We start from the raw sequence: 15846 nt of genomic DNA, 5'->3' as shown, positions 1-15846 counted from the left end.
ATACTTATCTAAAGAAGAGATACATTAACTTATGGAGGAATATATTAAATAAAAAGAAGGAAAAAATATTAATCTTTTTCTTCTTTACTTTAGGATAAAGTATCTATCCTTTTCAAGGAAGCTCCTTTTCTTCGTTTATATTGTGATAATCTTAATTTATCATTATCCAACAAATGCCTTTGTTTTCCCATTGTTTTGTTTTACAAGTGATTTATTCTCCCAGGTTCTACTCTTCCAACGCAGGAACAGGATCAACCCACGGACCCATTCGTCTGAAATAAATGCAATCCATATTCCAATCAGCCCATATCCCAAATAAATACCGAGAAAATAAGTTAAAGGAACACTGAAGCACCAAATCACTAAGATGGAAACAGACATAGAAAATCGTGCATCTCCTGCAGCTTGAAGAGACCTTTCTATAAAATATTAAAATTCCTTTCAGGTTCAAGCAAAAAGCCCATCAACAGCAACAATGATCCAATGGCAATGTTGTCATCATCATTTGTAAACAAACCAAATAATTGTTTCCTAAATAAACAAATAATGAAAACGGCACTTATCGTAATCAACAAACTGCGTCTCAAATTCAAAAATGTTTGCTTGTAGGCTTCTTCCTTCTCGCCGGCACCAACTAAATGCCCCACGATAATCTGTACGCCTCTTCCCATAGAAATTGCAAGAACCATAATAAAAAACATGATATTTTGTGTATAGATCCTTGTAGATAACATTTCTGCTCCAAGTGAGACTATAAAAGCAGTTGTGACGATTTGATTTGCTGAATAGGATAAGTTTGATGCAGATGCAGGCATCCCGATTTTTAAGATCTTTTTAACATGGTCTTGTTTCCACCGAAAAAGATTTTTCCAATTTAGCGAAACCCTAACCTTTCTCGTCAAAACATGTAAGTTAATGAAAAGACCGATACATATGCTGATTACAGTCGAAATTGCTACGCCAACTACTCCGAGCTTTGGAACACCTAACGCACCGTATATAAACAAATAATTACCAACAATATGTATAATATTTATTCCGATTGCGACAAACATTGTGTATTTTGTAAAACCGTGTGATTGAATGATCGCAGTGACTGTAATCATAACGGCTTGATTAAACAAAGATCCCCCAGCAATGATCAGATAAGATTTTGCGAGTGAAAATAATGAAGGATCAAGATCGAACATTTGTAATATTTGATTGCTAAAAAAGATCATATTCATGCTAATCATTAAACCAAATAGCAAATTCATCGATAGTGATGTAGCTACAAGCTTTCCAATTTCATTCCGCAATTGAGCTCCGAGATATTGAGTAATAACAACCGCTGAACCAACTGCAACGAAGTTAAACAATAAAAATGCAAACATGATGATTTGGTTTGCAACACCAACTGCTGCAAGCTGAATCAGATACTTTGCTTAGCATAAATGTATCGGCCGTTCTTAAAAACATTTGCAGTGCTGACTCGATAAAAATCGGCCAGGTAATAGCAAAAAGAGAAAGTTTGATAACGCTATTTTTATTATCCACACAAAAGATCCCTTCTGGGCTAAAATAATTGAGAAAACTTTTATTTTCTATCCCCAATTTTAGGTAGCAGTCAAAATCCTTTAAATAATATTGTTCATAAATTTTATACAAACCGGCTCACTTATATTTACGGTACTTATCGGTTCTGATAGTTGACCAGTTTTTTGATCAATTTCAAACGTTACAATTGAATCAGAATCTTGGTTTGCTACGATCAGATATTTTCCATTTGGAGACAAACAGAAGTTGCGTGGGGTTTTTCCTCTCGTCGATGTATAATCTATAAACTTTAGTTTTCCTGTTTCGTGATCAATTGAATAGATTGCTATACTATCATGGCCCCTGTTTGAGCAGTACAAGAATTTCCCTGATGGTGCTATATGGATATCTGCACAGGTATTTCCCTTGAAAAGTATTGGTACAGCTGATATGGATTGAATCGGTGTTAGATGTCCTAATGTATTTTGATAGTAGACCGTTATAGTAGAATCAAGCTCATTTATGACATAGGCATAAGGCTTATAGGGATGAAAAATCAAATGTCTTGGTCCTGCCCCTGGCAAAGTGTTTATTTCATGATGAAAGTTTATCCTACAATTCTCTTGATCAAATTTATATATGACGATTTTATCTTTTCCTAAATCAGGAACAAAAGCGTATTGTACTAGTAGATCAAGAACAACGGAATGAGGATGCGGTCCCTCCTGTCTTTCCAAATTAATACTCGACCCTTGATGCTCTACGAAGTCAGTCATTCTTCCAATTACCCCATTATTAATTGGAAAAGCGCAAACACTGCCTCCGCCATAGTTCACTGCAAGCAAGCAATCTCCTCTACGATTCGTTGTTAAATAACAAGGCCCCGAGCCTATTGTTGTTTGTTCGCTTAAAGGAGAGAGCTTTCCAGATGTTTGATCGATTTCATAAGAAGCGACTTTCCCCTCCGAGGTTTCACTCACTGCATATAGATATTGATTATTCGGATCAACTGTTAGGAAGGAAGGATTTTTAATTCCTCCTACACTATCAAAATACTCAATTTCTCCTGTTCCCAAATGAAATGTAAAAATATTGATTCCTTTTGAATCCTTGTTTGTGTAAGATCCAACAAACATATACATTGTTTCCGAATTATTCATATGATCAAAACTCCTTTTTTACTTTAACGTTTCCCGAAAGAAGTATCCCTCTTCAAGCGTGTGAAGGGCGTAGCCCAACGGTAAGGGGGATATGAATTTCGGTTGGCGCTAGCCAAAACTTTTGATACAATTTTTTCTATGACGTTCTTTGATAACTGGATATATGAGGTTGAGTAGAGAAATGATGCGAAAACCAAGCACATTCTACTCGTAAAATATCCAAAGTACAAAAGAGACGAAAGCGTCTCATTAGGGCAGGAACTGTCCGAATCTACGCCTGTGGAGACTACGTAAGACTTAGTTCACTAAGCTATAGTCATGGAAGCAGGAAGCCCCCACTTCAAGATTGCTTAGTGATGGGTGGTTCACAGAATTATTACTATAAATAACGGGTTACAATCCTTAGCTTTTACCTAAAAAGCTTACCACTAAGTGATAAGCTTTTTAGATAAGTTTTCATGATACCTGGTATTATGTGATCCTTCACCACAAACTAAAAATTAAAATTATCAGGATCTGATCCTACACGCTTATCCTGATTTAATCCATTAATTCTTTCTATATCCTCGTTCGTTAATTCAAAATCAAAAATAGAGGCATTTTCGATGATACGATGTTCTTTAACTGATTTTGGAATAGTGACAACGTCTTGCTGGATATTCCATCTAAGAATAACTTGAGCAGGCGTTTTGTTATACTTTTCTCCAATTTGTACTAACACTTCATTGTCTAAAAGTTTTCCTTGCATAAGCGGTGACCATGATTCCAGTTGAATATCATTTTTCTTACAGTAGGAGAGTAAGTCTCTTTGCGTAAGACGCGGATGAAATTCAACTTGGTTCACCATTGGTTTTATTTCAGCATCCTGCATTAAATCTTCAAGATGGTGGATTTGAAAATTACTCACTCCAATCGCACGAACCTTTCCATTTCTATAAAGTTTTTCAAGTGCCTTCCATGTTTCTTTATATTTTCCTCGTACCGGCCAATGAATTAAATAAAGATCAAGATAACTAAGACCTAGTCTATTTAAACTTTCATCAAATGCCTTTAAAGTAGATTCATAGCCTTGATCGCTGTTCCAGACTTTTGATGTTACAAATACCTCTTCACGTAATAGATTAGATTCCCTAATCCCCTGTCCAACACCTGTTTCATTTTTGTATGCTGATGCGGTATCAATACTTTTGTAACCGGTACTCAATGCTATCTTCACAGCATTCACTACTTCATCTCCATTTTCTACTTTGAACACCCCAAGACCAAACAACGGCATTTCCACACCGTTATGTAAAGCTGTTGTGGTACTTAAGCTTTTTAACATAAATAAACATCTCCTTTTCATTAGCTCAGATACAATCTAAAACTTTATAATCAATCTTGGTTAAGTATGTTTAAACTTATGATAAACCGCTAAATTCGATTTATCTGATGTGTGTTCCATGTGTCTGGTTTTTACTCGAAATCACTGCGTTCTTATGACTTCGTTTGTCGATAACATAGGTAGCAATAGCGGCGAAGGTACCGATAAGTGCAAAAATGCTTCCTACACCATAAGTAGTATGCGATCCTAACTTTTCAAAGATATAACCTCCCGCAGCATTACCGATAATTCCAGCTATCCCGCCAAAGGTAACAGAAAAGGCTGCCTGTCCAGTCGCCCTAAACTCAGAGGGCACAATGTTTAAGATATACTGTAGAGAAGCTACAAGTAACAATGGAAACGTTAAGCTGTGCAGTAACTGGGATATGATTAATACAGATGGGCTATCCGCTTGACTGTATATAATCCAACGTAGGGTATATACAAATGCAGCAATAACAAATATACCGAGTTCATTCCACTTTTTGATCAACTTACCTACAAACAAAAGAGCAGGAATCGTACTCAAGGTTGCCACAAGCCAAGCCAAACCAAGTTGCGTCTTTGATGCCCCCAATTGAATTAGATAGATTGCAAGCATCGTATCGTTCATCCGATGCGGAATTGCAATAAGAAGGATCATCAATAGAAACCAAAGTAATTTTGGTTGTGTAAAGATTTGTTTAAGAACTGCTATATTCACAGATGCTGTTGAAGCTTTTGTATCTCTCACTAGAGTGGTAGCAGCAATCGTAATACATAGCATGACTAAATAGATGACTGATAGATAGTTAATTCCTATGTGGTCTATAATAATTCCAAGAAAGAGAGAGGCTGTCCCGACTCCTACTTCCCCCCAAAGGCGCATCCTGCCAAAATCTTTATTGTTCTGGTATGCGTATGAGAGACATAATGTTTCCGTTAAGGGACCAGCAGAACAATTAAAAAAGATAAACATAGCATAAAACAGCATGATCAAATGAAATTTTTCAGATGAAAATAATCCGATGCTCAACAAAAAACTTGAGATTAAACTCATCTGAACGATCCGCTTGATTGTCTTTTTTTTATCGCTGACATACCCCCAAAATGGTTGCCCAAATATGGATGCAAACGCCCCTAATGCAATGATGCTGCCAATTTGTCCAGATGTTAATCCTTTGCTTTGAAGATATAACGGCAAAAAGAAACCCATTACACTGAATGTTGAGAATAATAAGTATATAAAGAGAGAAATGCGAACCAATTCCACTCCTCCTTAGCAAATTGAAGCTTTGCAGAAAAATAGAATTAGAGTGAGAAATGATGACCAACCATTTTAGTATTTCAGATCGATTATTGGAATTTGGTTTTCTTCGCAATATTCAATGTATCTTTTATACTTGCTGAACACATCGTCCTGATAAACGATACCATCTTTATCATCTAAATATTGGATTGTACCTTCTAATAGAAATAAAGCGATCATCTCATCTTTTCCATCCACTACAAGCGTATGTATATCGCCTGGTGGCTCATAGACAAATGTGTGCGGCTTGGCTATCCAATCTCTTTCTAGATATCGCCAAGTTCCTTGAATCGTAAAAGCAAGTACTTGACCACCGCTATGGCGATGCCTATTTACGACTCCACCTGGTTTGATCCTTAACAAATTAACCCAGCTTCCCCGTGCAAGGTCAAACCGGAGAGGCTTAAACCAAACCCGATCAGTTTGAGGCACCCACGGAATTTTATCGAAATCGATGGCCCTGTCGTCCAATTGTGCCATTTTAGAAAATTCATATAAAGCTTCAGACATGATTGTCCCCCTTTATTTTCGAATTGTTGCCGGTGGAAACAATGAAGGATCTCCAGCTAAAAGACCCCCATCGACCGGCAACACCGCCCCTGTAATAAAGCTTGAATCCTCTGAGCATAGGAAGTCAACAGATGCTGCAACCTCCTCGGGCTTTCCAAATCTGCGAAAAGGTGTTCTAGAAAGGATTCTCTCTTGGAAAACTGGATCTTTGGTTGCCCCAGATGACAACGGTGTCTCGATATATCCCGGACTAATGGCATTTACACGAATGTTGTATTTAGCCCATTCAACCGCCAAGCATTTGGTAACCTGAATAATTCCACCTTTCGATGCTGCATAGGAAAGCAGATTTTCACTTCCGTAATGTGCAAGCATTGAGCCAAAATTGATAATGGCTCCGCCCCCGGATTCTGCCATATATGGTTGAACTGCTTGGCACATATAAACCGTACCAAGAAGGTTAACATTTAGAACCATTTTGATTTCTTCTTCTTGAACATCTGCTGCTGGAGAGCGCCGAATAATTCCCGCGGCATTCACTAAATGATCGATCCTACCAAACTGTTCCTTTACTTTCTTGATGACTTTGCTCGGACTTTCTTTATTTGTTACATCAGCCTGAAAGGAATAGAGTACTCCAGAGCTGCTCGAGTTGTCGATTATTTCTTCAATATTTTCCGATATATCAATAACTACCACGGTGTGTCCTTTGTTTACTAATCTTTGTGCGACAGCACGACCTAATCCGGACACTCCGCCAGTCACAACGGAAACGACATTCACTTTATCACTCCCCTGTTCCTATTGATCGTTAACGTTCAATATGAACTTCATTATTCCAAATTGCTTGTACCTTCTCCCAAGTAGGAAGTCCTTCCCAATCTCCCTCGGTGTGGATAACGAGTGCTCCAATTAAATTACCTAATTGAACAGATTTTATATGACTGTATCCTTTGAGCAGCCCGGTGATAAATCCTGCGCAAAAACCGTCTCCTGCCCCAACTGGATCTATAACATGATCTACTTTTTCATACGGGCATGAAGTAATCTCACCTTTTTCAACAAGAAGTGTTTCGTTATTGCCGCCCTTAACGACTGAAACTGCATTTAACTCTTTTAATCTAGAGAAAATCTCAGCTTCATTTTCCGTTTCATATAAGAGCTTTAGTTCATCCAGCCCTGGAAGGAGATAATCAACTTCCTCTGATAAAGGTAAAAGGACCTTCCTCGCTTCCTCTAAATTCCAAAGCTTCAGCCTTAGGTTTGGATCAAAGCTCACTTTCACTTGATGCCTGCGAGCTATTCGAATTGCTTCATAAACTGCATCCCGTGCAGTTTCGCTAATCGCACAAGTAATCCCAGTAATATGCAAAATACGTGCCTGCTTAATATAATGTTCATCAATATGCCAAGGCCCTATTTCACTTGCTGCTGATCCGCGTCTATAGTAGTAGACGGATGACTGACCAGAAACAATTTCTCTAAGCATAAAGCCAGTAGGTGATCGATCCGTTAATTCCGCCCGGCTCACGTCTACACCTTCACCACGAATTGATTTTAAAATTAATCTACCAAATGGATCCTTCCCCAATCGTCCAAACCATCCAGATCTGTGTCCAAGCCTTGAAACGGCGATCGCGAAATTGCTTTCCGCTCCACCAAATGACTTTATAAATTCACCACTGTATTCAATTCCCTTTAAGTTGGATGGAGTCATTAAGACCATCGATTCCCCAACGTAACAACTTCCGGTACTTGTGTACCTGACATATACCTTATCACCCCTATCCGATTGTTTTTAAGGAATGGTTCCTCATAACTTAAATTACTAGTTTCAATGGAATGATTACAGGAGAGATTTTTAAGATTTTGTTTGATTTTTTTGGTATAAAAATGAATTCGAAAAAAAACAAACAAAATCTTAAATTTATAGCATCGCATCATATTAGATTTCGTTTGTATAGTTAGATTGTGATGCAGAATAGCAAATTTAACATCTTATGGTACACACAAAGATTTACCAGGTAAACTTCAAGTTTCAAATTAGGTTTTTCGTTTTGCTACATTTATTTGAAGGGAGATGGATAGATGAGATTGCAAAACAAGATAGTCTTTATTACGGATGCAGACAGTGATTCAGGAAAAACACTCATTAGCCGTTTTGCTGATGAAGGTGCTCATTTCATCCTGAACAGTACGTCTGATGGTGATCAAATCCAGTCATCCATAGATCACTGTCGAACGCAAGGTTCTATGTCAATGATTGTGAATGTCGATTTATGCAAGAGCTCTGAAGTTAGGACTATGTTGGAGGCGGTAGAGAAGAGATTAGGTACAGTCGATGTTTTGATACACAACAATAATGTTGTTGCTCCAACAAGCGTTGAAACATGTAATGAAGAATTGTTTCTTCAAATCATGAATGAAAACACAAAATCTGCCTTTATATGCACACAAGCTGTTGGCAATCAAATGAAAGCTAAGCAGTCAGGAAAAATCATATACATCAGCTCCATTCATGCAGAAAAACCGACTGGTTCCTCATTTGCTTACAGTGCATCAAAAGGTGCAGTAAAACTGCTCACTCGTGAAGCTGCACTTATTCTGGGACGTTATGGTGTAAACGTCAATACGATTGAGATGGGTCCTATTGAGGGGGATGATGAGAGGTTTAAAAGTGACATTTCATCACTATATGATTCCTATCAATTTAAAGTCCCCAACGCCATACTGGGCAGCCATGACGATCTAGCACAATGTGCTTTGTACCTCTCCTCCGATGAAGCAATCTATATGAATGGCGCCGATATCCGCTTGGATGGAGGATTTATGCTTCATTATGTAGATAAAAAGATGAAGAAAGCAGATCTAGCAAAAGAGGAAACAGAGCTAAAATTGTAAAAAATCTCTGAAAGATACATATTGAAAACGAGGAGTTGATGTAATGAGTCTTTCTGGTAAGGTCGCGCTGGTCACCGGTGCTGGGACGGGGATCGGTAAAGAAATTGCAGTCGAGCTAGCTAAACAAGGTGCGAAAGTAGCCATTAATTACAATTCCAGCGAGGCTGGAGCAAAGGACACCAAACAGCGTATTGATGAGTTTTATGGAGACTCCATCATTGTAAAGGCAGACGTATCGCAAAAAAATGAGATTGATCAAATGGTAAAAGAAGTTGCGGACCATTTCGGAGGAATTGATATTCTTGTGAACAACGCGGCATTGCAACTCAATCTCGATCTGTTTGACTACACTGACGAATTGTACGATAAAATGATGAACATTAATTTAAAGGGATACTGGCAATGCATACAAGCCGTCACTCCTTACATGAAGAAAAAGCAATGTGGAAGAATCATTAATATATCTTCCGTCCATGGAAAGAGACCTACTGATTTTGACACCGTCTACTCCATGACAAAGGGCGGTATTAAAATGCTTGCTAGAGAAAGTGCAATTGAATTAGCAAAATACGGTATCACTGTAAATACGATTGCTCCCGGATATGTTAACGTCGGTAAAGGCGGAGACGGAAGTGACCGTAAAAAATTCCCTCTTGGGCGTGGCGGTCTTCCTTCAGATATTGCCCATATGGTTTGTTATATTGCTTCCGATAAGACTGACTATATGAGTGGGGCTTCTGTTCGATTAGACGGTGCAAGTATGCTGTTGTAGAAACCAGTAACGAACTGTTCTAGCTTTTTTTGGCTAAACAAGTTTGACTTTCATAAAAATATAATCGCTTTTATCAAATTCATTTTATAGTCAATGGCTTAAATAAATGAATCATTTAGATAGAAAACTCCCAACATACTTAAACTAAATTAAATCATACAAATTATTTATTATAAAATAAACATGATAAAGGAGACTTAATTATGTCCAAACAAACTCCAACATTCGAAACCACTTTAGCTTATGTCAATATTAATTCAAAACCATCAGAATTAAAAATCACTGACATCCGTTTTGCAGATATTGTTGATGCACCTATGCACTGCAGCTTAATTAAAGTATACACAAACCAAGGATTGGTTGGTTTCGGCGAAGTGCGCGATGGCGCTGATAAAGTCTTTGCTCAAATACTAAAACCTCGTCTTTTGGGAGAAAACCCTTGTAATATCGACAAATTATTCCGCAGAATCAAACAGTTTGGCGGACATGCTCGTCAAGGCGGTGGAGTAAGCGGTCTGGAAATTGCTTTATGGGACTTGGCTGGTAAAGCATACGGGGTACCAATTTATCAAATGCTTGGCGGAAAATTCCGTGATAAAATTCGTATGTACTGTGACACGGATGTAGACGGAAAAGACACAGGAACTGCAATGGGACATGCTCTTAAAAAACGAATGGAACAAGGATTTACATTCTTAAAGATGGATCTTGGCATTGGTCAAATTATTAACGAACCAGGTACATTAAGTGCCCCTCTTGGATTTTTAGATGAAATGAAAACGCTGTCCAAAATGTGGCGTAACCGTGGAGACTCCAACTTATCTGAATCAGAATTACGTAATCTAAAAAATCGATTATACGATATTTATAACATCCCTCACCCTTTCACAGGCATTCATGTAACTGAAAAGGGATTGGATATGTTGGAGCAATATGTTGCTGAAGTTCGTGATGTCATCGGTTATGAAGTGCCATTGTCAATCGACCATTTCGGTCACATCGGTGTTGAGGATTGCATCAAGCTTGGACGCCGCATCGACAAGTTCAACCTGGCATGGATGGAAGATATGATTCCATGGCAATATACTGATCAATATATCAGACTTGCAAACTCAGTATCTACTCCAATTTGTACTGGTGAAGATATTTATTTAAAAGAAAACTTCAAGCCGCTTCTTGAATCTGGTGGTGTATCGGTTATCCACCCAGATGTACTTTCTACTGGCGGCATTTTAGAAACTAAGAAAATTGGCGATATGGCTCAAGATTACGGTGTAAATATGGCAATTCATATGGCAGAAAGTCCAATTGCTTGTCTGGCGGCTGTTCACGCTGCAGCTGCAACAGAAAACTTCCTTGCGCTCGAGTTTCACTCTGTTGAAGTTCCATGGTGGGATGATCTCATCATCAGTAAGCTTCCGAAACCGCTTGTTAAAAACGGTTTTATCACTGTTCCAGACGCACCAGGTCTTGGAATTGAGGATCTTAACGATGAAGTTATCGCTCAGCATCTGCATCCTGATATTCCTGGTTTATGGGAATCAACGGAACAATGGAATAACTCCTACTCTAACGACAGACTTTGGAGTTAAGAATCTATTATTAATAGAAGATAAAACGAAAACAACCTGTTCCCTATTTTCAACTGGGGACAGGTTGTACATTCAAAGAAAGTGACTTCCAAAACACTCAAAAAGGAGATAAAAAAATAAAAGCTATTCAAGATCAATTGAATAAGATAAAACAAAACTAAAATAATCCTCAAAGATGATAAATGAAGGTGCACTCTCTGACGCAATGAAATGAACACTTTTGTACTACTTCATAAACTCATTTCAGTAGAGAGCGTTTTACACACATTTTGAGAAACGAACATTTTAGTGATCCTTCTTGCATTAAAGAGCCCTTTAATGGAAGAAGAAATTAGTTGGTTTAGTTAAACGAGGATAATAATTTTTTAATTGATAAGAACCTTAACTTGATCTCCATCTTTTAAATTGACTTTATCACAAAGCTTTACATCAGTCGCGATTTCAATAATTGTTTTTGGATGAGCTCTATTTTTCCACTTGCATTACCATCAGTCCTCAAAATATCCTCAAAAAGTACAACCTTTAACACCATTAGCAGCTTAACTGAACATTTATAAATTAAATACCTATCAATTAATATTTAGATTAGTATTTTATCGAATGTTGCCTTATTCGTAGGATCTCAAAAGAAAGCACGGAGTACTGGATGTGTTCAACCAAAGGGCACCGACCCGTTCCGTTAGCAACAAAACCTGCCTCCACCCCTTGGCTAGGCATGACGAAGGAATGAGGGGGCTTAGACCCGCTGAGACATGAAGAGGGATAGCCTCCAGGGGCGGCGTGGAGAATGCGTTCATTATATGATAATAATTGGAGTTATTTCTACCTCCTCTATTTCTGCATGCCTTCATGTAGACAAAAGTATCTAAACTTATTCCATTCATTCGATATAGTTCGATCCAGTGTTCGAAATTCTGCGAATAAGTGAGCATTCGAGAGATAAATGTATCTAACTGAGGGAGTTGAACAAAGTTTTTTTATACCGTCTACTCAAGAGGGATAATATCAGTTAGACACAACTAACAATTGGAGGTGCAGTTTTTGTTATGACCAAATATTCTTTAGAAACAAAATTAGCAGCTGTTAATGCTTATCTTGAAGGTGTAGAATCCTTTAAAGATATAGCTAAAAAATACAATGTAAACATGACAATGTTAAAAAAATGGGTAGTTAAATTTTGTGCACATGGATTGGCAGCTTTCCAAAAAAATATACAAATTACTCAATTGAGTTTAAAATGGACGTACTTAATTATATAAACGAGATGGGAGCGTCCATCGAAGAAGCTGCTTTAGTATTTAATATTCCTGCCTCCACCACAGTGGAGAATTGGAAGTATTTATTTGAAACACAGGGAATAGACGCTCTTCAACCAAAGGCAAAGGGGCGTCCATTCATGAAAAAAGAAACGAAGAAAAATCAACCTATTGAGGGATCTGAAGAAGCTTTAAGGGCTGAGAATGAGCGATTACGTATGGAGAATGCTTATTTAAAAAAGTTACAAGCCTTAATTCAAGAAAAGGAAAAATCTCAGAAAAAGACAAGGCGCAAATAATCTATGAATTAAGGCATGAATATAGAATTATAGAATTAGTTAAGATCGCTGGCATTCCACGTAGTACCTATTATTATTGGGTAAAACAAATGAATCGACCTGACAAATATAGTGAAGTTAAAGAAGTCATCCAACAGATTTTTGATGAGCATCAAGGTCGTTATGGCTACCGACGAATTACATTGGAATTACGTAATAGAAGTTATTTTCTAAATCATAAAACTGTCCGTCGTTTAATGAGAGAAATGAATTTAGAATGTCTAGTCCGTATAATAAAGTATTGCTCATACCGTGGTAAAGTAGGTAAAATCGCGCCAAATATTTTAGAGCGTGATTTCCAAGCAACCAAACCTAATGAGAAGTGGGTAACAGATGTAACAGAATTCCATTTAAACGGTGAAAAGCTATTTTTATCACCAATCCTCGATTTATATAACGGAGAAATTATTGCGTATAACGTTGAACAACATCCAGTTTACCCGCTAGTTTCTAAGATGTTGGATAAGGCTTTTAAAACTTTAAAAGAAGGAGATTCCCCTATCCTTCATTCAGATCAGGGCTGGCATTATCAGATGAAGCAATATCAGAAGGCATTGAAAGAACAAGGGATTACACAAAGCATGTCTCGAAAAGGCAATTGTTTAGATAACGCAGCCATGGGGAGTTTCTTTGGGTTATTAAAGAGTGAGTTACTTTATCTTAAAGATTTTAAGAGTATGGAACATTTTAAACAAGAATTAGAAGATTATATCCACTATTATAACCATAAAAGAATTAAGGAAAAGTTAAAAGGCATGAGTCCGGCTCAATACCGAATTCATGCCCAGGAAGTTGCTTAAATTTCGTGTCTAACTTTTTGGGTTCAGATCACTGAAAGATCCTTTTAAACTTTAAAACGTTTGGTTGGTAATCTGTTTAATTAATAGCGAACAAAGGCAGTTCCTACAATGATAAGAAGGATAAACAATACAACAATTAAAGCAAAACCTGCTCCTGCTCCACGAGATTCAGACATTTTCTTCACCCTTTCTTCTTTGCTAATAATAAAATATGAACAAACTTAGAAATTGGCAGGGCTTTGGCCAAAAATAGATGAAAAAGGGTGTTCCTTATTAAGTTTAACAAGATTTCAAAGTATTACATGAAACTCTATACAAATCTAGTCAACATAAAACCATTTTTAAGTAGTAACTCAAAGAGCCAAACCTAGTAGTACCAAGGGTTTGGCTCTTATTCATTTTTTATCAATTATGCATGATTTTTTTATACATCGTTGATTTATCAACGTTTTAGGCTTCTGAATAAGCCTGACAGCTGCATCAAATCGAGTAGAGGGAAAATAAATGTATTATTTTCGCCCCTCTCACAACACCGTACGTACGGATCGCGTATACGGCGTTTCAATTTATATCACAGTGTGTACTTTTAGATAATGTTCTAAAGCAGAGGGGACTCCCCTTTGCTTTAGTCTTTTGTTTGAGATTGCTCTTTGGACGACTTTTGATAATCCTATGTATCGGTAACCTTTTCGACAGTAGGTTAATCCTTTTGCTTCTTCCTCTGGAATCCCTAACTGGATAAGCGATTTGATTTGTTTCTTCGCTACTTTCCATTGTTTCCAGATGATGGCCCTAATTCTGGAACGAAGCTTATTGTCTATTCGTTCAGTCACCTTTTTCATGTTTGCCACTCTGAAGTAGTTTACCCATCCAAATATAACTTGTTTCAGTTTCAATATTCGGTAGTCTAGTGGAACACTCCAGCTTCGTTTTGTCAGTTGTCGAAGCTTCCTTTGAAACTTCTGTACCGAACTTGGATGAGGTTTCACTTGATATCTCTTATTTTTATAATCGTAATAATATCCAAATCCTAAGAATTTCAGATCTTTTGGACGAGAGATTTTACTCTTCTCTGCATTGACTATCAGACCTAATTTCTCTTCTATAAATCTCACGATTGATTTCATCACTCTGCTCGCTGCTTTCTCGCTCTTCACAAAAATCAGGGCGTCATCAGCGTATCTCACGAATTGAAGTCCTCTACTTTCTAGTTCCTTATCCAGTTCGTTCAACATAATATTACTCAAAAGAGGGCTGAGGTTGCCTCCTTGCGGAGTCCCAACTGGTGTTTCTTCATATTTCCCATTCACCATAACCCCACTAACTAAGTATTTTCTTATTAGAGAAATGACATCTCCATCATTTATTGTGTTGGATATAATTCGCATGATTTTATCGTGATGGACTGTATCAAAGAATCTTTCAAGATCAATGTCGACTACCCAGTCATGACCATCATTCAGAATTTCCAGGCTTTTCATAATCGCCATCTCACAACTTCTTTTTGGTCTGAAACCGTAACTGAATTCGCTGAACTGTTCTTCAAATATCGGGCTGAGAACTTGATGAATGGCTTGTTGAACTACTCTATCCACTACTGTTGGTATTCCCAACTTGCGCATCTTTCCATTTCCTTTTGGGATCTCCACTCTTAAGGCAGCTTGTGGTTGGTATTTTCTTGTTCTGATGCGCTGACGCAGATCATCCTTATTCTCTTTCAGATATTGCTTTAGTTCGTCGACTGTTGCTCCATCGACCCCACTTGTACCTTTATTTTTATAGACACGTAAGTAAGCTTCATTCATATTTAGATTACTTAGAATCTGTTCTAAAAGTTCCACACTCGTTTCTCCTTCCCTCTCACGTAGTAAGTGATAGCTCCCTTTTGGATATCCTTTGAGATACGCTCATACTTTTACCATTAACACATTCGGAGTTCGTCACTCACGCATTCGTGGTGTTGAAACACTATAAATTGTTCAGCCCTTCATGAATTTATTTCATTACTATGGCTTCTGCTGACTTCTTGCGACAAACCTTTTTTCGACTGTACTTCTGTACATCCGCAAGATCTCCCAGGGTAAGACAACTATCTTTCCTCTTTTACTCGCCTGATTTACTCTACAAAGTTACGCACATCTTTTGGACTTTAACTTGCTTAGGAGTCTAATCCCTTTGTAGAGCCTTAGTATCAGATTTCTGTTCGTCGAGTCAAGATTTTATTCCACGCTTCCTCCAGCCCTTACCTCACGATAAGTACCTTGCGCTTCCTTAGTGGTTGGTCGATGTGTACCCCCACAGTGGACTTTCACCACCTAGATAGTTGCCATGCCTGGCACACTAAGAAAAAG

At 37.8% G+C, this 15846-nt stretch carries 13 protein-coding genes and 2 pseudogenes; 4 read left to right on the top strand and 11 right to left on the bottom strand.

Going from position 1 to position 15846, the window contains the following annotated elements:
* Window positions 1–162: 162 nt before the first annotated feature.
* The 8 genes from WQ54_RS34920 to WQ54_RS23975 form a co-directional block, all read right to left on the bottom strand.
* A complete protein-coding gene (locus WQ54_RS34920) occupies window positions 163–381 on the bottom strand; it encodes a hypothetical protein (protein ID WP_052737955.1) in 219 nt (72 codons plus the stop codon).
* A 38-nt stretch (window positions 382–419) separates the two neighbouring features.
* Window positions 420–1373: an MATE family efflux transporter gene (locus tag WQ54_RS24005; RefSeq protein WP_052737954.1), complete on the bottom strand. Its 954-nt coding sequence runs from the start codon at window positions 1371–1373 to the stop codon at window positions 420–422.
* Between the two features lie 243 nt (window positions 1374–1616).
* Window positions 1617–2675 (bottom strand): lactonase family protein, encoded by a 1059-nt coding sequence (locus tag WQ54_RS24000; RefSeq protein WP_046588104.1) that lies wholly within the window; start codon window positions 2673–2675, stop codon window positions 1617–1619.
* A 493-nt stretch (window positions 2676–3168) separates the two neighbouring features.
* A complete protein-coding gene (locus WQ54_RS23995; RefSeq protein ID WP_046588102.1) occupies window positions 3169–3999 on the bottom strand; it encodes an aldo/keto reductase in 831 nt (276 codons plus the stop codon).
* 100 nt (window positions 4000–4099) lie between these two features.
* Window positions 4100–5284 (bottom strand): MFS transporter, encoded by a 1185-nt coding sequence (locus WQ54_RS23990; RefSeq protein ID WP_046588099.1) that lies wholly within the window; start codon window positions 5282–5284, stop codon window positions 4100–4102.
* Window positions 5285–5356: 72 nt separating this feature from the next.
* Entirely contained in the window at window positions 5357–5836 is a 480-nt protein-coding gene (locus WQ54_RS23985) for a 2,4'-dihydroxyacetophenone dioxygenase family protein (protein WP_046588097.1), read from the bottom strand.
* 12 nt (window positions 5837–5848) lie between these two features.
* Window positions 5849–6619, bottom strand: coding sequence for an SDR family NAD(P)-dependent oxidoreductase (locus WQ54_RS23980; protein ID WP_046588095.1), 771 nt, complete (start codon window positions 6617–6619; stop codon window positions 5849–5851).
* A 28-nt stretch (window positions 6620–6647) separates the two neighbouring features.
* Window positions 6648–7562, bottom strand: a complete 915-nt coding sequence (locus WQ54_RS23975) for a sugar kinase (RefSeq protein ID WP_046588094.1) — start codon at window positions 7560–7562, stop codon at window positions 6648–6650.
* 362 nt (window positions 7563–7924) lie between these two features.
* Between WQ54_RS23975 and WQ54_RS23970 the strand changes: the two genes are divergently transcribed.
* The 3 genes from WQ54_RS23970 to WQ54_RS23960 all read left to right on the top strand — a co-directional run bounded on the left by WQ54_RS23970 (window position 7925) and on the right by WQ54_RS23960 (window position 11101).
* Window positions 7925–8737, top strand: coding sequence for an SDR family NAD(P)-dependent oxidoreductase (locus WQ54_RS23970; protein WP_046588093.1), 813 nt, complete (start codon window positions 7925–7927; stop codon window positions 8735–8737).
* Window positions 8738–8780: 43 nt separating this feature from the next.
* Entirely contained in the window at window positions 8781–9509 is a 729-nt protein-coding gene (locus tag WQ54_RS23965; RefSeq protein ID WP_046588091.1) for an SDR family NAD(P)-dependent oxidoreductase, read from the top strand.
* Between the two features lie 203 nt (window positions 9510–9712).
* Window positions 9713–11101: a mandelate racemase/muconate lactonizing enzyme family protein gene (locus WQ54_RS23960; protein WP_046588090.1), complete on the top strand. Its 1389-nt coding sequence runs from the start codon at window positions 9713–9715 to the stop codon at window positions 11099–11101.
* Window positions 11102–11466: 365 nt separating this feature from the next.
* Here WQ54_RS23960 and WQ54_RS35730 read toward each other — a convergent pair.
* A pseudogene (locus tag WQ54_RS35730) lies at window positions 11467–11559 on the bottom strand (hypothetical protein); the annotation flags it as partial.
* A gap of 588 nt (window positions 11560–12147) precedes the next feature.
* Between WQ54_RS35730 and WQ54_RS33020 the strand changes: the two are divergent.
* Window positions 12148–13495, top strand: a pseudogene (locus tag WQ54_RS33020) (IS3 family transposase).
* Between the two features lie 80 nt (window positions 13496–13575).
* Here the strand turns inward: WQ54_RS33020 and WQ54_RS33015 are convergent.
* Entirely contained in the window at window positions 13576–13671 is a 96-nt protein-coding gene (locus WQ54_RS33015) for a YjcZ family sporulation protein (RefSeq protein ID WP_084822304.1), read from the bottom strand.
* Between the two features lie 390 nt (window positions 13672–14061).
* Window positions 14062–15336, bottom strand: coding sequence for a group II intron reverse transcriptase/maturase (ltrA, locus tag WQ54_RS23945; RefSeq protein ID WP_046517641.1), 1275 nt, complete (start codon window positions 15334–15336; stop codon window positions 14062–14064).
* Between the last annotated feature and the right edge of the window lie 510 nt (window positions 15337–15846).

This window comes from Bacillus sp. SA1-12, assembly GCF_000981385.1.
In the GTDB taxonomy this organism is placed as follows: domain Bacteria; phylum Bacillota; class Bacilli; order Bacillales; family Bacillaceae; genus Metabacillus.
Note: the sequence above shows the minus strand (reverse complement) of the source record. Positions and strands in the feature narration are given on the sequence as shown.